13 protein-coding genes and 1 tRNA gene are annotated in these 16684 nt (G+C 70.5%); 5 read left to right on the forward strand and 9 right to left on the reverse strand.

What is annotated here, in order from left to right; translation table 11 throughout:
• Positions 1-30: 30 nt before the first annotated feature.
• Positions 31-106: transfer RNA gene (locus AAC691_RS11475), tRNA-His, on the forward strand.
• A 24-nt stretch (positions 107-130) separates the two neighbouring features.
• Here the strand turns inward: AAC691_RS11475 and AAC691_RS11480 are convergent.
• Both AAC691_RS11480 and AAC691_RS11485 read right to left on the reverse strand, forming a co-directional pair.
• A complete protein-coding gene (locus AAC691_RS11480) occupies positions 131-1027 on the reverse strand; it encodes an NADH-ubiquinone oxidoreductase (RefSeq protein ID WP_342626984.1) in 897 nt (298 codons plus the stop codon).
• Positions 1024-2370 carry a hypothetical protein gene (locus tag AAC691_RS11485; RefSeq protein WP_342626985.1) on the reverse strand — a complete coding sequence of 449 codons (1347 nt, stop codon included), beginning with the start codon at positions 2368-2370 and terminating at the stop codon, positions 1024-1026. The genes AAC691_RS11480 and AAC691_RS11485 overlap by 4 nt, the downstream gene beginning before the upstream one ends.
• A 222-nt stretch (positions 2371-2592) precedes the next feature.
• Between AAC691_RS11485 and rplM the strand changes: the two genes are divergently transcribed.
• Together rplM and rpsI are read left to right on the forward strand one after the other, a co-directional pair.
• Entirely contained in the window at positions 2593-3075 is a 483-nt protein-coding gene (gene rplM / locus AAC691_RS11490) for a 50S ribosomal protein L13 (protein ID WP_176640225.1), read from the forward strand.
• 5 nt (positions 3076-3080) lie between these two features.
• Entirely contained in the window at positions 3081-3581 is a 501-nt protein-coding gene (rpsI, locus tag AAC691_RS11495; RefSeq protein WP_176640224.1) for a 30S ribosomal protein S9, read from the forward strand.
• 130 nt (positions 3582-3711) lie between these two features.
• Here the strand turns inward: rpsI and AAC691_RS11500 are convergent, their stop codons facing one another.
• The 6 genes from AAC691_RS11500 to AAC691_RS11525 all read right to left on the reverse strand — a co-directional run bounded on the left by AAC691_RS11500 (position 3712) and on the right by AAC691_RS11525 (position 12052).
• Positions 3712-5742: an EAL domain-containing protein gene (locus tag AAC691_RS11500; RefSeq protein ID WP_342626986.1), complete on the reverse strand. Its 2031-nt coding sequence runs from the start codon at positions 5740-5742 to the stop codon at positions 3712-3714.
• Between the two features lie 76 nt (positions 5743-5818).
• Entirely contained in the window at positions 5819-7327 is a 1509-nt protein-coding gene (locus AAC691_RS11505; RefSeq protein WP_342626987.1) for a DHA2 family efflux MFS transporter permease subunit, read from the reverse strand.
• A 70-nt stretch (positions 7328-7397) separates the two neighbouring features.
• Complete coding sequence (nadC, locus tag AAC691_RS11510) at positions 7398-8291, reverse strand: carboxylating nicotinate-nucleotide diphosphorylase (protein ID WP_342626988.1); 894 nt, start codon at positions 8289-8291, stop codon at positions 7398-7400.
• The gene (locus tag AAC691_RS11515; protein ID WP_342626989.1) at positions 8288-9907 is read right to left on the reverse strand and encodes an L-aspartate oxidase; all 1620 of its coding nucleotides are present in this window, start codon (positions 9905-9907) and stop codon (positions 8288-8290) included. Before AAC691_RS11515 ends, nadC begins: the two co-directional genes overlap by 4 nt.
• A complete protein-coding gene (gene nadA, locus AAC691_RS11520) occupies positions 9904-10902 on the reverse strand; it encodes a quinolinate synthase NadA (RefSeq protein WP_342626990.1) in 999 nt (332 codons plus the stop codon). The genes AAC691_RS11515 and nadA overlap by 4 nt, the downstream gene beginning before the upstream one ends.
• Before the next feature lie 235 nt (positions 10903-11137).
• Positions 11138-12052, reverse strand: coding sequence for an NrtR DNA-binding winged helix domain-containing protein (locus AAC691_RS11525; RefSeq protein WP_342626991.1), 915 nt, complete (start codon positions 12050-12052; stop codon positions 11138-11140).
• Positions 12053-12139: 87 nt separating this feature from the next.
• Between AAC691_RS11525 and AAC691_RS11530 the strand changes: the two genes are divergently transcribed.
• Entirely contained in the window at positions 12140-13747 is a 1608-nt protein-coding gene (locus AAC691_RS11530; protein WP_342626992.1) for a Na+/H+ antiporter, read from the forward strand.
• A 75-nt stretch (positions 13748-13822) separates the two neighbouring features.
• On the opposite strand, the gene AAC691_RS11535 is transcribed toward AAC691_RS11530, so the two are convergent.
• On the reverse strand, positions 13823-13990 hold the full coding sequence (locus AAC691_RS11535) for a hypothetical protein (RefSeq protein ID WP_176641530.1): 168 nt from the start codon (positions 13988-13990) through the stop codon (positions 13823-13825).
• 252 nt (positions 13991-14242) lie between these two features.
• Here AAC691_RS11535 and AAC691_RS11540 point away from each other — a divergent pair, with 252 nt between their 5' ends.
• The gene (locus AAC691_RS11540) at positions 14243-16681 is read left to right on the forward strand and encodes an alpha-galactosidase (protein ID WP_342626993.1); all 2439 of its coding nucleotides are present in this window, start codon (positions 14243-14245) and stop codon (positions 16679-16681) included.
• Positions 16682-16684 lie beyond the last annotated feature (3 nt).

Here is a 16684-nt window from a genome sequence, read left to right on the forward strand (position 1 = left end):
ACGCGCTTCTCTACATCACAGCCCGCTGTGGCGGACGTAGCTCAGTTGGCAGAGCGCCAGGTTGTGGTCTTGGATGTCGCGGGTTCGAGCCCCGTCGTTCGCCCCAGCGTTTCCCTTTGAACGCATCTCTTCATGACCGGTCCGCACGGGCGGCCCGGCCGAACAATTGCGCCAGCCCGTCTTCCAGGCCGATCGGCACGACGCCCAGTTCCCGCACCATCGCCTCGGTCGAAAACGCCTTGTCTTCCAGCAGGCGACGGATTTCCGCGCGTCCGACCGCGGGCAGGCCGGGCAGGATGCGCGTGGCGCGCGCCGCCGCCATCATCGCCCAGGCCGGCACCGTCAGCACCGGGCGGGGACGCAATCCGGCGGCGCGCGCCACCAGTGCCGCGAACGCGCGATAAGACAGGGCCGTCCCCCCCGCGATCACCAGGGCATGCGGCCCGTCCCACCGCCGTTCGAGCGCCGCCAGCAGGCTGCGCGTCACGTCGTCCTGATGGATCGGCTGCACCAGGGCGCGCCCGCCCCCGGGCAGCGGAATCACCGGCAGGCGGCGCAGCAGCGCGGCCAGGCGCTGCACATTGTTCTCGCCCTGCGCGCCATAGATCATGGTGGGGTGCAGGATCACCCCCGCGCGGCCCGATCCCAGCAATGCGGCCTCGCCCGCCAGCACCCCGTCGCCGTGCGCGTCGGGCCAGCGGGTGAATTTCCGCGTACTGCCGAGGCAGGCCAGCATGGCGCCCCGCGGCATCGCCGCCAGCAGGGCCGGGACATGGCGGGCATGGGCCGTGCCGGCCACCCGCGCCGCGTCCTCCAGCGCCCGGGCCAGCGGCGCCGGCGGGCCGGCCAGGTCGGCCACGCGCGGCTCGCCCGGCAGGCCGGTGGTCCGCCAGCGCGCAGCGTCGCGCACCACCGGCACGAACGGCACCCGCCGCGCCAGCAGGGCGCGGCACAGCGCGGCGCCCGAGCGCCCCGACGCGCCCACCACATGCACCGGCCCCGCCGGCGCCGCCGCCGCCGGAGTCACGGCGTGCTGGCCGACAGGCCCAGCATCCCGGCGGTCGCCGGGTCGCCCGCCATCGACAGCGCCACGCCCAGCATCAGCAGGTTCAGCGGCCGGGGCGGCCGCAGCGCGATCCGCAGCCTGCGATCGGGGGCGGCCAGGAACCGGCCCAGCGCCTGCATCGAGGGGTCCGGCGACGCGTCCAGATTGCCGATGACCTGCCGGCGATAGGCATCGGGTTCCATGCCGCGGCTGCGGGCCAGCCCGTCCAGCACGTGGCCGGCCAGGGATCGGTCCTGCCAGTCGATCGTCGCCGAGACGATGCGCGCGGTGTCCATCAGGCTCATCGGGTCGTCGACCGGGATCTGGTCCAGGTCGGCCAGGATCGTCACGCGCCCCATCCCGGGGGCGTCGATCACCAGCGGGTGCAGGCTCATCTGCCCGCTCTGGCGCTCGACGGTGGTCAGGGCGTGGATCATTCCGGCAAAATGGTCATAGCCGATCATGTGCAGCACGGACTGGTCCCGCGGCGGCATCGGCCAGGCGGACAGGTCCGTCACCGTCGTCTCGACCTCGTCCTGGTTCGCCGTCGCCTCGTGGTCGATGAGCAGATGCCCGATCCGCAGCAGCGGCGCCGCCGCGTCGACGGCCAGGCCCGACACGTCGAAATGGCGGTGGCCCACGGCATGGACCATATGGCCGCTCTGCACCAGGCTGGCGATCTGCCCGGCGAAATCCGGGCCGTCCACCCGCAGACGGCCGATCGCGACATGGCGGCGCGGCGCCAGGTTGATCTGCAGCGACAGCGCGTTCAGGTCGAGATGCGACATGCGGCCCAGCCCGTACTGGGCGATCGCGGCCCGGTCGATCGTCAGGTCGAGCTGGCTGGCCGGCGCCGCCACGTGCAGGCCGCGCATCCCACCCTTGTCCAGCAGCACCGAATCCAGACGCGGCGGCGCTTCCGACCCGTCGGGCCGGGCGGGGCCGCCATTGGGCAGCACCAGCCCGTCCAGTTCCAGCAACGCGATCGTCGCGGTCACCCCCGGCTGCATGACCTGGACGTCATGCAGCAGGATATGGCCGAAGCGCTGGCCGCCCAGCGCCGTCCCCGTCACCCGCCCCACCACGGCGTCGGACGCGGTCACCGTCACGGTCGGATCGCGATAGCTGACCGAGGTGAAGCGCGCGCCCAGGGCCAGCATCCGCGGAGTCGCGGTGGCGTAGGTGAAGCTGGCGTTCGGGCCGATGGCGGTGCGCAGGTCGGCAATGGCCGATTCCATCCGCCTCTGGGCGAAATGCCGCAGGCCCAGCCCCCCCACGATCAGGATGATGATCAGCAGCAGCAGGGCAGAGAGAAGTTTTTTCACCGGTACGTCATCCGCTCATGGATCCGCTAATGGCCTGTCAGGTGTCTTCTAGCAATTTCATCCGCCCGGGCAACGCCCCGGGCACAATGCGGTATTGGGATACCGTCCGCGAAAACCCCGAAAAATCGGCGCAAAAATCCGTTTTAATCTTGACTGGGCGCCCGACGCCTAGGATAACGCGCCACCCGTTACCGCTCCTATTATCAGACGGAACACATACAGATGAAGACCACCCCCTCGCTGAAGCCCGCGGAGGTGACACGGGACTGGATTCTGATCGATGCCGAAGGGCTCGTTCTCGGCCGTCTCGCCGCCATCATCGCGCAGCGCCTGCGCGGCAAGCACAAGCCGCAATTCACCCCGCACGTCGATTGCGGCGATAACATCGTCGTCATCAACGCCGAGAAGGTGCGCCTGACCGGCAACAAGGTCGGGCAGAAGCTGTTCCACTACCACACCGGCTATCCGGGCGGTATCAAGGAGCGCACGATCACCCAGCGCCTGGAGGGCAAGAACCCCGGCCATGTGGTGACCAAGGCGGTCGAGCGGATGATCACCCGCGGCCCCCTGCAGCGCCAGCAGATGAAGCATCTGTACGTCTATGCGGGCACCGAGCACCCGCATGCCGGCCAGCAGCCCAGGACGCTGGACGTCGCGGCGCTGAACCGCAAGAACACCGTCAACTCCCAGAAGATCGGGGCCTGAGCATCATGTCCGAAACCCAAGAGCGTACAGGCACGCTGGCCGACCTGAAGGGCGTCGTCGCCTCCGGCCAGGTCGCCGCCACGCAGGAAGCCCCGGTCTATGAGCCCAAGCGCGACGCGCAGGGCCGTTCCTACGCCACCGGCCGCCGCAAGGACGCCGTGGCCCGCGTCTGGATCAAGCCGGGCAAGGGCGACATCACCGTGAACGGCCGCCCGGTCGGGACCTATTTCGCGCGTCCCGTCCTGCGCATGCTGATCACCCAGCCCTTCCTGGTGGCCGACCGCTACAACCAGTTCGACGTGTATTGCACGGTCACCGGCGGCGGGCTGTCGGGCCAGGCCGGCGCGGTCCGTCACGGCATCAGCCGCGCGCTGACCCATTACGAGCCCACGCTGCGCGGCATCCTGAAGGCCGCCGGCTTCCTGACCCGCGACCCCCGCGTGGTCGAGCGCAAGAAGTACGGCCGCGCCAAGGCCCGCCGTTCCTTCCAGTTCAGCAAGCGCTGATCGGGGACCGGCGGGGTCCACCCCGCCGGATCCGCAGCGTGCGGGCCGGTCCGTTGTTCAGCCGCATTGCGGCGCGCAACGGGCCGGCCCGTTTTTTTGGGGCAAGGGTGCCGCGACGGCGCAGCGGGTTTCAGGCCGGCAGCGGCGCGTGGCGGATGATCGCCCCGCTTTCGACGATCTGGCGCGGCGTTGCCGGCCGTCCCAGGAAATAGCCCTGGACCGCGTCGCATCCTTCCGCGCTGAGGATCGTCAATTGCCCGGAGGTTTCGATCCCTTCCGCCAGGATCGGAATATTCAGGCTCTTGCCCAGGGACAGCACCGCCCGGACGATCGCCGTCGCCTGCGGGTTGGTTTCCAGGTCCTGGACGAAGGACCGGTCCAGCTTGATCCGGTCGAACGGAAAGGACCGGAGCGTATCCAGCGACGAATAGCCGGTGCCGAAATCATCCAGCGCGATGGTCACGCCCATCGCCTTGATCCGCCGCACGGTCAGCAGCGCGCGCGCCTTGTCCACCACGATGGTCTCCTCGGTCAGCTCCAGTTCCAGCCGCGACGGGTCCAGGCCGGTCTCGGCCAGGATCGCCGCGATCTTCTCGGGCAGATCCGGATGGACGAACTGCGACGGTGAAAGATTGACCGAAATCTTGTAGGGCGGGTTCCAGGTCGCGGCCTCGGCGCAGGCGGCGCGCAGCGACCAGTCGCCGATCGCGACGATCAGGCCGTTCTCCTCGGCCAGGGCGATGAATTCCGCGGGGGCGATCTCGCCCAGTTCCGGGTGGTACCAGCGGAGCAGCGCCTCGTAGCCGCAGATCTCGCCGGTCGGCACAGCGGTCTGCACCTGGTAGTGCAGGGTGAATTCCTCCTGCTTCAGCGCCGTCCGCAGGTCCGACGCCAGGCGCTTGCGCAGGCGCGCCGCCTCGTCCATCTCGCGGTCGTAGAAGCAGACGCGCCGCATCGGGTCCCTCTTGGCCCGATACATCGCCAAGTCGGCGTTATGGATCAGCGCCTGCGCGCTGGCCGCATTTTCCGGATAGAACGCGACGCCGACGCTGCCCCCGGTGGCCACGTCGCGGTCGTCGACGCGGATCGGCTGTTTCAGCGCCGCATCGATCCGCGCCAGGAAATCCTCCAGCGTCGCCTGATCGGGGACATGCAGGATCGCAGCGAATTCGTCCCCGCCGACCCGGGCGACGAATTCCCCCGGCCGCAGGCAGGCCCGCATGCGCTCGGCGATCAGCCGCAGCGCGTCATCGCCGGCCGGATGCCCCCAGACGTCGTTGATCTCCTTGAAGCGGTCCAGGTCGATGGTCGCCAGCGCCAGCCGGCCGCCGGTCAATTCGGCCTTTTGCAACGCGCGTTCCAGGGCCTGGGTGAAGCTGGCGCGGTTCGGCAGGTTGGTCAGGCTGTCGTTCAGCGCCATCTTCAGGATCTTGTCGTACGATTCGGCGCGGGTGGAATCGTCGATCAGGTTGCAGGCCAGCGCCGTGCCGAACACGCCGATCGCCCCCATCGTCACGGCCACCGCCAGCGCCTGGAACGTGCCCGGCTTCATGGCGCCGCCGGGTGCGGCCGCCGGCACGATACGCAGCGCATCGATGCTGAGGACATGCAGGCCGATCAGCGCGCCACCGACCAGGAGGCTGGCGATCAGGCGGCTGGTCCGCCCGGACCGCACGGCAAAATGCAGCGCCCCCGCGCTGCAGGTCGCGGCCAGCAGCACCGACAGCATCACGCGCGGCAGATTCCAGATCTCCGTCCCCTGGACCTGATAGGCGCGCAGCCCGGTATAATGCATCCCCGCGATCGCCAGCCCCATCCCGATCCCGCCGATCAGGGGCATCGCCGGGCCGGACGCCATGCTGGCGATGACGAACCCCAGCCCCGCCCCCAGCATCGCCAGCAACAGCGACAGCATGGTCAGGTCGGTGTCGAACGTGACCGGAACGCCGGGATTGAAGGCCAGGATGGCAACGAAATGCGTGCACCAGACCGTGGTGCCCGCGGCGATCGCAGTCAGGACCTGCCATGCCGCCTGGCGCGTGCCGTTCGTCCGGGTGGCCCGGTCGAACAGGCTGATCGACGCCCAGGACCCGTTCGCGCAGACCAGCGACGCCATCAGGACCAGCCACAGATCGTGAACGGATAGCAGTTTGTTAATCATCGGCTACCGTCGTACCACGATCCGGCCATTCGTCCAGTAGGCCCGGCGGGGCCGTCACGCGGCGGCGCGCGCCACGTCATGCGCCGCTCGGGCGTTTCGACCCCAGGACAGCCGGTTCCGCGCCCGGCTGCTCTCCGGCCGGCCGGCCGCTTCGCGATCGCGGCAGGAACAGGGCGGCGATCATCGCCATCACGACCAGCGCGAAAGACCAGCGGAACGTATGGCCGAATGCCGGGCCCAGCGTCACCGGGTCCGCCCCGTGCCCGTCGCGGCCGCCCATCTGCTGCGTCAGGATCACGGTCAGCAGCGCGGTGCCGATCGATCCGCCGACCCGCTGCACCACGTTCAGGCCGCTCGTCGCCCGGGCGATTTCGTGGTGCTGCAGGTCCGCGAGCGCCGCGCTCATCGCCGGCATCATGGTGGCCCCCATGCCCAGCCCGCTGACGAACAGGGTCGGCTCGATCCACCAGAACGGCGTCGTCCCGGCGATCCCGGCCAGGCTCAGCATCGCCAGCCCCACCAGCGCCAGCCCGGCCAGAACGACCTTGCCGGGGCCGATCCGGTCCACCAGCCGGCTGGCGATGGGCATGGACAGCATGGCGCCGAAACCCTGCGGCGCCAGCAGCAGGCCGGCATCCAGCGCCGGCGCCCCGCGCACCAACTGGAAATACAGGGCCAGTATCAGGGAAATGCCGAAAAATGCCGTTCCGAACAGAAAGGTCGTCAGCGCCGCCGCGCCGAAGGTCCGCCGGCCGAACAGCCGCATGTCGATCAGCGGGTCTTCCCTGCGCAGCGCATGCAGCACGAAGCCGCCGATCAGGACCAGCCCGAGGGCGACGCATCCGTCGCCGGACAGGCCGGACAGGTTTCCCGCCGCGGTGACCCGCGCCAGGCCGAAGACGAAGATCGCCAGCCCCGGCGATACCAGCAGCAGCCCGGGCCAGTCCAGCGCGTGGCGCGCCTTGGATTGGTCGGGCGGGAGGATCCGCGCCGCCGCATACAGCCCCACCGCGCCGATCGGCAGGTTGATGAAGAAGATCCAGCGCCATGACGCGTCATCGACCAGCCAGCCGCCCAGGACCGGCCCGAAGATCGGCCCCAGCAGCATCGGCACGCCGATGATGCCCATCAGCCGCGCGATCCGCCGCGGCCCCGCCGCATGGCGCAGGATCGTCATCCCGGCCGGGGTGATCATCCCGCCGCCGAATCCCTGCAGCACGCGGAACAGGATCAGCGTCGCCGGCGACCATGCCGCGCCGGACAGGGCCGATCCGGCCAGGAACAGCAGGATCGACGTCATGTACAGCCGCTTGGTGCCGAACCGGTCGGCCGCCCAGCCGGTCAGCGGAATCACGGTCGCCAGCGCCAGCATGTAGCCGGTCGACACCCACTGCATCGTCGCCAGCGAGACGTCGAAGATCCGCGCCAGATCCTTGATCGCCACATTGACCACCGTGGTATCCAGGATCGACATCACCGTGCCGATCACCACCACCATGGCGATGCGCAGCAGCGGCGCATCCAGCCTGGTCGGCGCGGCCGGGTCTTGGGCCGAGTCTGGGGCCGGGTCTTGGATCGCGTTCATTGCCTGGCCCCTTTGCATCCGCATCATGATGCGGGCATGGGGCGTGGCGATCAAGGGCGGGCCGGCACGCTTATGCGGCGCCGGGGTCGTCGTCCAGCCCGATATCCAGCGCCCGCACCGTATGGGTCAGCCAGCCCACCGACAGGATATCCACCCCCGTCGCGGCGATCGCGGGCGCGGTGTCCGGGGTGATCCCGCCCGACGCCTCGGTCAGGGCGCGGCCATCGACCATCGCCACCGCCCGGCGCAACTGCGCCGGCGCCATGTTGTCCAGCAGATACGCATCCGCCCCGCCGGCCCGCAGCGCCGCGTCCAACTGGTCCAGCGTATCGACCTCCAGCTCGATGCTGACCAGATGTCCGGCCCGTGCCCGGGCCGCCGCCAGCGCGCGGCCGACATCGCCGCCGGCCAGGGCGATGTGGTTGTCCTTGATCATGATCGCGTCGTCCAACCGGAACCGGTGGTTGGACCCGCCGCCCGCCCGCACGGCATATTTCTGGATCGCCCGCAGCCCCGGCAGGGTCTTGCGGGTGCAGCACACGCGCGCCCGGGTGTCCGCGACGGCGCGGACGATCCCGGCGGTGGCGGTGGCGATCCCGGACAGGTGCGACAGGAAATTCAGCGCCACCCGCTCGCCGCCCAGAACCGCCGCCGCCGGGCCGCTGATGCGTGCGATGCGCGTGCCCGGCGCCACGGCGCTGCCGTCCGGCCGCTCGACGGCGAAGCGGACCGACGGGTCCAGCAGCGTAAAGGCCAGCCGCGCCAGCGACAGCCCGGCGACCACGCCTTCCTGCCGGGACACCAAGGCGGCATGGGCCATCCGGCCCGGCACCGCCAGCGCATCGGTCGTCAGGTCGCCGCCGCAGCCCAGATCCTCGAGCAATCCGGTACGGACCAGCGGCTCCAGCATCAGGTCGGGCAAGGGGGACAGGAGGGGAGACGAAGGGAGAGACACAGGCATCATGGCACGAGCATTCCATCGGCAGGCTGTTCGGATTCCGCCAAGTCGGATTCCGCCAAGTCGATCGGCATCGCGGCCGGCATCGCGACCAGCATCGCCATCGCCTCGTCCAGCGTCAGGCGGGTATGGACGGCGCGTGCCGCCGTCATGGGGTAATCGCGGCGGCAATGCGCGCCCCGGCTTTCGCGCCGCAGCAGCGCCGACAGGCACAGCATCGCCCCGACCAGCGCCCGGTCGTCGTGCGCCGCGTGCGGCGCCAGCGCGCGCGCCGCCCGCGCCAGCCCCCCGGCATCGCGCAGGATGCCGGCGGCCCGGCCGATCCCGGCCCGGATATCCGCCGGTTCGATGCCCAGGGCCGCCGGCGGGCCCGCCGGGTCGTCCGTGCCGGCCGGCAGGTGCGGCGTCTCCAGGTGCTGCGTCTGCAGGATGGCGCCGTCGAGGTCCCGCGCCACGAAGCCGCCGCAGACGAAGGCTTCCAGCAGCGAATTGCTGGCCAGCCGGTTGGCGCCGTGCAGCCCGGTCGACGCCGCTTCGCCGCACGCCCACAGGCCGGGGACGGTGCTGCGCCCGTTCAGGTCGGTCTCGATCCCGCCCATATGGTAATGCGCCGCCGGCCGCACCGGGATCGGCTGCCGGTCGGGGTCGATGCCCCGCGCCAGGCAGGCCCGGGCGATCGCCGGGAAATGGGCGGCGAACCGCCCGCCCGTCGCCGCCCGGGCGTCCAGCATCACACGATGTCCGGCGGCCAGGTGGGCGGCGATCGCGCGCGCCACCATGTCGCGCGGCGCCAGCTCGTCGGTAAAGCGCGCGCCGCTTTCATCGACCAGGATCGCCCCCGCGCCGCGCACCGCCTCGCTGACCAGCGGGCGCGCGCCGCCCGCGTCCTCCGCCCCGGCCGCCAGCGCCGTCGGGTGGAACTGCACGAATTCCAGGTCGCGCAGCACGGCCCCGGCCCGCGCCGCGCAGGCCAGACCGTGCCCCAGGCCGCCCGGCGGGCTGGTGGTCACCGGGAACAGGGCCCCCACCCCGCCGGTCGCGATCACGCAGGCGCCGGTCGGCAGGACGGCGTCGCCCCCCGCATGGGCGATCCGCACGCCCGCGACCCGCCCCCCCTGCACCAGCACGCGCCGCAGCGCGGCACCTTCGAGCACGGTGATGCGCGGCGTGGCGCGCACTTGCGCCGCCAGGGCGCGCATGATCTCGGCGCCGGTGCCGTCGCCCGCGGCATGGGCGATGCGCGGGCGGGAATGCGCGGCCTCGAGATGCAGGTCCGGCGCCCCGTCCGCGCCCACGTCGAAGATCACGCCCAGCGCCTGCAGAGCCGCGATCGCCCCCGGCGCGGCGGCGGTGACCGCCGCGACCACGGCCGGGTCGCACAGCCCGGCGCCGACCGCCAGCGTGTCGCGCGCATGCAGCGCCGGGCCGTCGCCGGGGCCGATCGCCGCGGCGATCCCGCCCTGGGCCAGCGTGCTGGCGGCGTCGCGCGCCAGCGGCGCCGGCGACAGCAGGATGCAGGGCCGCCGCATCCGCAGGGCGACCGCCATCCCGGCCAGCCCCGCCCCGGCAACGACCACCTGTCCGGCCAGGCCGGACGGGCCGGGCATGGTGCCGCCGGTCATGCGGCCAGCATCCGTTCCACGGCGCGGCGGCCCCCCGCGACCAGATGCGGCGGGATGGTCACCTCATGACCCATGGTTTCCAGCGCCCGGCGGATCGCCGGCAGGGTGATCCGCTTCATATGCGGGCACAGATTGCATGGCCGGACGAAGTCCACCGCGGGGTGCGACGCCGCCAGATTGTCGCTCATGGAACATTCGGTCACCAGCAGCACCTTGCGGTGCGTGCCGCGCGCCACGAAATCCGACATCGCGGCGGTCGATCCCGAGAAATCGGCCTCGGCCACCACCTCGGGCGGGCATTCCGGGTGGGCCAGCACCGCGACGTCGGGGTTTTCCTCGCGCCAGGCGCGGATCTCGCCGGGGGTGAAGCGCTCATGCACCTCGCAATGCCCGGCCCAGGTGATCATCTCGATCCCGGTTTCCTTCTGCACGTTGCGGGCCAGGAATTCGTCCGGGATCATGATCACCCGCTCCACGCCCAGGCTCTCGACGATGCGCCGAGCATTGGCCGAGGTGCAGCAGATGTCGCTTTCGGCCTTCACCTCGGCCGAGCTGTTCACATAGGTCACGACCGGCACGCCGGGATGGGCGCGGCGCAGGGCCCGGACATTCTCCGCCGTGATCGAATCCGCCAGCGAGCAGCCGGCCTGCAGCGACGGGATCAGCACCGTCTTTTCCGGGTTCAGCAGCTTGGCCGTCTCGGCCATGAAATGCACGCCGGCCATGACGATCACCTCGGCGTCCAGTCCCTGCGCCTCGCGCGCCAGGGCCAGGCTGTCGCCGCGGATGTCGGCGATGCAGTGGAAGATCTCGGGCGTCTGGTAGTTGTGCGCCAGGATCACCGCGCGGCGCCGGCGCTTCAGCTCCAGGATGGCGGCGATATCGTCGGCGAACAGCGCCCATTCCATGCGCGGCACGACGCGGGCGACCCGCTCGTACAGCAGGTCCAGCCTGGATGGGGCAGCGAGGCTATCGGGAACGAGGCTATCGGGCATGATCGGCTCCTTCATCATTTATACTCCATATGAGTATAAATGGGCCACAACGACGCACGCGTCTTGTTTCCCCCGATATGCCCCTGCGTCAAGCCGATTGCAGGGGGCGGGCGGCGTCCTTTCCGCCCCGCGCGTGGAAACATGACCGTTTCCAATGGATTGTCATCGTGAACATATCCGTGAGCATCCGGGCTAATTTCCCCGGGCCTATTTCCCGGGGCCTATTTCCCAGGGCCTACCTCAACGGGCTTAGCGGCAGCTTCGACCCGGTGATGCGCCGCGCGCCGATCACCTCGCGGCGGAACCGGAACAGCCTTGCCGGCCGGCCCCTGGTCTCGGGAGCGAACTCCGCCGTTTCCTCCACCAGGTCCTGCTGGGTGATCAGCCGGCGGAAATTCTGCTTGTGCATGGCCTGGCCGGCCACGGCCTCGACCGTGCGCTGCAGGTGCAGCAGCGTGAAACTGTCCGGCATCAGTTCGAAGATCACCGGCCGGTAGCGGATCTTGGCGCGCAGCCGCGCCATCGCCGTGGCCAGGATGCGCCGGCTGTCGCCCGCCATGCCCAGCCCGGGCACCACGGCGCCGCCGGGCGGCGCGGATTCCGGCACCATCCCGGCCTCCCACAGCAATTCATAGCGCTGCAGCACCAGTTCGTCGTCCCAGCCCAGCCCCTCCAGGCCGAAGGTCAGGGCGATCCGCTGCGACCGGGGCTCGCGCAGCGCCGGCGGTCCCTGCCGCGCCCAGTCCGCCAGCCGCGCGGCGATGCGCGCCACCAGGGCCCTGCCCTCCGGCGCCCGCTGGTCCTCCCAGGGGAAATAGGCGTACCAGTCGCGCCACCCGGGCTCATCGCGGTCGATCCGCGTCAGTGCCAGGTAGGAAATCAGGATCGTCCGGTCGGCCGGGGCATCGACGCCTGGGGTATCAGCACCTGGGGTATCAGCACCTGGGGCATCGGCAAACGTGTATAATTGCTCGACATGGCCCAGCACATGGCCGGTCTGGCGCTCGACCCACAGACGCAGCCCGGTCTGCAGCGAGCGGTGCCCCGCTTCCAGCGGTCCCGCCGGCAAATGCCGCCCCGCGCCCAGCGTCAGCACCATCGGCCGGTCATCGCTGACCGCGATCAGCACCGCGACCAATTCAGAAGCCATCGCGTTCGGTCATGCCGCCCCCTGGTCGCTCCCCCCCTGTCGGCGCCCGTCGCCGTCCCCTATCATGCCGCCGCCAAGAGGCACTCCATGGGGCAGTCTATGTCGAATGTGTCGGAATACGAATTCCTGGTCTTTCTCGTTCTCGCCATCTTCGTGCTCGAACTGCTTGCCCGCCGGGCCCGCCTGCCGCCGGCCGGCGCCTTCATCCTGGGCGGCATCGCCCTGGCCCTGGTGCCGGGCGCCCCGGCCCTGACCATCGATCCGGACCTGATCCTGCTGGTCTTCATGCCGCCGCTGCTGATGCACGGCGCCTATTTTACCGTCTGGCGCGAGTTCCGCGCCAACCTGACCGGCATCCTGCTGCTGGCCTTCGGCGCCGTGGCCTTCACCACCCTGCTGGTCGGGCTGGCGGCCCACTGGCTGGTGCCGGCCCTGCCGTGGGCGGTCTGCTTCACGCTGGGAGCCATCGTCTCGCCGCCCGACGCGGTGGCGGCCGGCGCGGTGCTGGAACGGCTGGCCCTGCCGGGGCGGATCAGCGCCCTGTTGCAGGGCGAAAGCCTGCTGAACGACGCCAGCGGCCTGGTCCTGTTCCGCCTGGCCCTGACCGCGGCGCTGACGGGCAGTTTCAGCGCGCCGGCCGCGTTCGGCGCGCTCTGCCTGCTGTCGGCGGGGGGCGTGGCGGTCGGCTTTGTGGTCGGCCATGCCGGCCTGCTGGTGCTGCGGCGGCTGCGCGACAGCGAACTGACCATCACCGCGACGCTGCTGCTGGCCGTCGCCTCGTATATCGTGGGGGACCGGCTGCATGTCTCGGGCGTGCTCTCGACCGTGACCGCCGGGCTGGTGCTTGGCTGGCACCAGCACGAAATCATCAGCGCCGCCACCCGCGTGCGGGCCCAGGCGTTCTGGAAGGTCATGGTCTTCCTGCTGGAATCCATCCTCTTCATCCTGATCGGCCTGTCGCTGCGCGGCGTGCTGGAACGGGTGGATACCCATCCCCAGGCCCTGCGCGCGCTGGCGGCGCCGGTCGCGGGCGTGGTCGGCGCGCTGATCGTCTCGCGCTTCCTGTGGATCTTCGGCACCGACCTGCTGCATCGCGGCGCCCGCCGCTTCGGACGGATGCGCCAGGCCGAACCGTCCTTCGCCACCGCGACCCTGCTGAGCTGGGCGGGGATGCGCGGCGTCGTCACCCTGGCGGCGGCGCTGTCCCTGCCGGTGTCGCTGCCGGGGCGCGACATCGTGCTGATCTGCGCCTTCGCCGTCATTTTGGTTACCGTGCTGCTGCAGGCCCCGACGCTGGCGCCGCTGATCCGCCTGCTGCGCGTCAGCGGCGCCAGCGAACTGATATTGCGGCGCGACAGCGAGGACCTGGCCTGGCTGCGCATGGCCCAGGCCCAGCATGCCCGGATCGCCGCCCTGTCGCACCAGCCCGACGGGACCGAACGCCATCCCCGCCTGCTGGAACAATATGGCCACCGCGTGCGGGTGGCCGCGGCCTATCGGGCCGACCGCGACGCGCACGAACCCCGGCGCATCGACCATTTCAACGCGATCATCGCCGCCATCGCGGCCGGCCGGCTGGCGGTATTGCGCATGCACCGCGCCGGCGAAATCGACGACCGCGTGCTCCGCACCCTGGAATACGAACTGGACCTGCAGCAGATGGCGGCCGAAAGCCAGACCGAGGACGAAGCCTGAACCGGGCTAGCAGGCCACTAAAATATTGATTCTATTGTCCTCTCGATTCCGAAATTCGCTTGCGAATTTCGGAATCTAGGCGCCCCCCAGCCCGATTTCGTCCCTGCGTTCGGGGCCCTCACGCTCCGGGTCTCCGCGTTCCAGGCAATGCAGCAGGCAGTCCGGCACCGGTTCGCAGGCGACGGCATCGAATTTGCGATGCAGCGTCATACGGACCCAGTGATCGAAGAATGCCGCATTCACGGGATTATCCGAACCAATATACCCCAATGTCCGCCTCCGGCGCACGCCACCATTTCGCCCGCATGATTAAAAAGGAATTGGAAGTCGCTGGTTCTGTTGACATTTTTGTGACGGGCCACCGGCCGCGGAAAACCGCCATCCTGCCGCCCCCGCAGCGCGCCGGCGGGCGGAACCGCCCCTCTGCCGGGCCGTTCGCCCAATGGGCCCACATCCCATGGCAGGCCGCGCCACGGTCGCAGCAGGACTCCCTTCATGCCGAATCCCGATCCCGCGCCTTCCGGCCCCCCTTCTGCCGATTCGTCGCATTCCGATTCAGCGCATTCCGATTCATTACGTTCCGACGCCGCGCATTCCCTGGCCCTTACCCGGCGCACCGCATGGAAGCTGCTCGGCGGGCTGGGCAGTGCGGCCACCCTGGCGTCTACCCTGGCGCCACCCCTGGCCGCCGCCCGGCCGGCGACGGCTCCGGCGGCCCCTTTGCCGGCGGCCTCCAGACCGCATCCGCCAGCCGCGGCGGCCGGCATTCCCGCCCCCGCCCGCGCGGGCGAAGGCGGCAGCCTGCCCACCGGCATGCTGCGGCTGGACGGCACGGGCATGACCCTGCTGCTGATCCGCCGCGCCACCGGCCTGCCCGAGATCGCCTACTGGGGCGGCCGCCTGCCGGATCATCTCGACGCCGCGGCGCTCTACGCCGTCCGGTCCCCGGACACGCCCGATAACGGGCCCGACCAGTGGCAGCCGACGATCACCCTGCTGGATACGATCGGCGCCTGGAATTTCGACCTGCCCGGGCTGGTGGCCGCCCGCCCCGACGGACGCGACTGGACGGCCCTGTTCCAGGTCGACGCCATCCGACAGACGCCGGATGAACTGGTCATCGACGCGTCGGATGCGCTCTCGGCCATCGGCCTGCGCATTACGCTGCGCTGCGCCGATAACGTGCTGGCCGCGTCGATGCGGCTGAGCAACCGGGGCGATACGCCCCTGCTGGTCGAACGGCTGGTCTCGGGCACCTTCCTGCTGCCCGCCGAAATCGCGGCGCTGGGCGTGCTGCATGGCGCGTGGGCGCATGAATTCGCCATCGCGCCGATGTCCCTGGCCGAGGGCGGCATCGTCATCGAAAGCCGCCGCAACCGCACGCACGACCATTTTCCGGGCATCGTCGCGGGCCTGCCCGCCACCAGCCGCAATGCCGGGCCCGCCTGGGCCGCCCAACTGGGATGGAGCGGCGGCCACCGCCTCTGCGCCGAACGGATGGAAGACGGGCGGATCCGCCTGACGGTCGGCGAATATCTCCATCCCGGCGAAGGCACGCTGGAACCGGGCGCCGGCCTGGACACGCCGACGGTCTATGCGACCTATTCCGCCGATGGCTTTGCCGGCTGTGCCCGCGCCTTCCACGCCTATGCGCGGCGGCACCTGCTGCGCTGGCCCACCGGGCAGATGAAGCCCCGCCCCGTGCTGCTCAACAGTTGGGAGGCCAACCAGTTCGACCTGGCCGAGGACCGGCTGCGCCAGCAGATCGACATCGCCGCCCGGCTGGGCGTGGAACGGTTCGTCCTGGATGACGGCTGGTTCGGCGCCCGCCGCAACGACCGCGCGGGCCTGGGCGACTGGACGCCCGCCCTGGCGCTGTTTCCCCAGGGGCTCTGGCCGCTGTCCGACTATGTCCATGCGCGGGGCATGGAATTCGGCCTGTGGTTCGAGCCCGAGATGGTCAATCCCGACAGCGACCTCTATCGCGCCCATCCGGACTGGGTGCTGCAGGTGCGCGGCCGCCCGCTGCTGACCTCGCGCAACCAGCTCGTCCTCGACATCTCGCGGCCGGACGTCGCCGGCTATCTGCTGCGCGTCATCTCGGAGCAGGTCGTCGACGCGCGCATCGACTATATCAAATGGGATTTCAACCGCGACCTGCTGGCCGCGGCGGACGAGGGCGGCCGTCCCGCCTATCGGCGGCAGGTCCTCGCCCTCTATGCCCTGTGGGACAAGCTGCATGCCGTCCATTCCGCGCTGGAAATCGAAAGCTGCGCCTCGGGCGGCGGCCGGGCCGACTGGGGGGCGCTGGGCCATGTGCAGCGGGTCTGGACCTCGGACAATACATCCGCGCCCGACCGCCTGCTGATCCAGGATGGCGCCTGGCATTTCCTGCCGCCCGAAATCACGGGCTGCCACATCTCCGCCAGTCCGAACTGGCTGGACCATCGCGCCACGTCGATCGATTTCCGCGCCGCCGTGGCGCTGTTCGGCCATCTGGGGCTGGAACTGGACCCGACCCGCCTTTCCACCGACGAGCAGGACCGGCTGGCCGCGTGGATCGCGCTGCACAAGCGGCTGCGCCCCGTCCTGCATCACGGCCAGATCCAGTTCGGCGAGGCGACGCCCCACCGGATCGTCCGCGGCGTCACCACGCCGGACGGCGGGACCGGCATCTACCTGGTGGCCCAGCGCGACTGGCCGCCCGCCCGCATGCCGTCCCCGGTCCTGCTGCCCGGCCTGTCGTCCGACCGCCGCTATCGCGTGACCATGCCCGGGCCGCAGGCGCTGGGCGGCCATTGGCCGTCGCCCGCCCAGCAGCGCCTGGTGCGTGACGGGCTGGCGATCGACGGGGCGCTGCTGCGCGATGCCGGCCTGTTCCTGCCGCAGATGCCGCCGCAAAGCGCCGTCATCCTGGAATGCCAGGCCCTTTGACCG

The organism is Nguyenibacter vanlangensis (assembly GCF_038719015.1).
Taxonomy (GTDB): Bacteria; Pseudomonadota; Alphaproteobacteria; order Acetobacterales; family Acetobacteraceae; genus Gluconacetobacter; species Gluconacetobacter vanlangensis.

Excerpts from the sequence above, each read along its gene's own strand:
- rplM (WP_176640225.1), top strand. The coding sequence starts at position 2,593 with ATGAAGACCACCCCCTCGCTGAAGCCCGCGGAGGTGACACGGGACTGG.
- rpsI (WP_176640224.1), top strand. The coding sequence starts at position 3,081 with ATGTCCGAAACCCAAGAGCGTACAGGCACGCTGGCCGACCTGAAGGGC.
- AAC691_RS11500 (WP_342626986.1), bottom strand. The coding sequence starts at position 5,742 with ATGATTAACAAACTGCTATCCGTTCACGATCTGTGGCTGGTCCTGATG.
- AAC691_RS11505 (WP_342626987.1), bottom strand. The coding sequence starts at position 7,327 with ATGAACGCGATCCAAGACCCGGCCCCAGACTCGGCCCAAGACCCGGCC.
- nadC (WP_342626988.1), bottom strand. The coding sequence starts at position 8,291 with ATGATGCCTGTGTCTCTCCCTTCGTCTCCCCTCCTGTCCCCCTTGCCC.
- AAC691_RS11515 (WP_342626989.1), bottom strand. The coding sequence starts at position 9,907 with ATGACCGGCGGCACCATGCCCGGCCCGTCCGGCCTGGCCGGACAGGTG.
- nadA (WP_342626990.1), bottom strand. The coding sequence starts at position 10,902 with ATGCCCGATAGCCTCGTTCCCGATAGCCTCGCTGCCCCATCCAGGCTG.
- AAC691_RS11525 (WP_342626991.1), bottom strand. The coding sequence starts at position 12,052 with ATGGCTTCTGAATTGGTCGCGGTGCTGATCGCGGTCAGCGATGACCGG.
- AAC691_RS11530 (WP_342626992.1), top strand. The coding sequence starts at position 12,140 with ATGGGGCAGTCTATGTCGAATGTGTCGGAATACGAATTCCTGGTCTTT.
- AAC691_RS11540 (WP_342626993.1), top strand. The coding sequence starts at position 14,243 with ATGCCGAATCCCGATCCCGCGCCTTCCGGCCCCCCTTCTGCCGATTCG.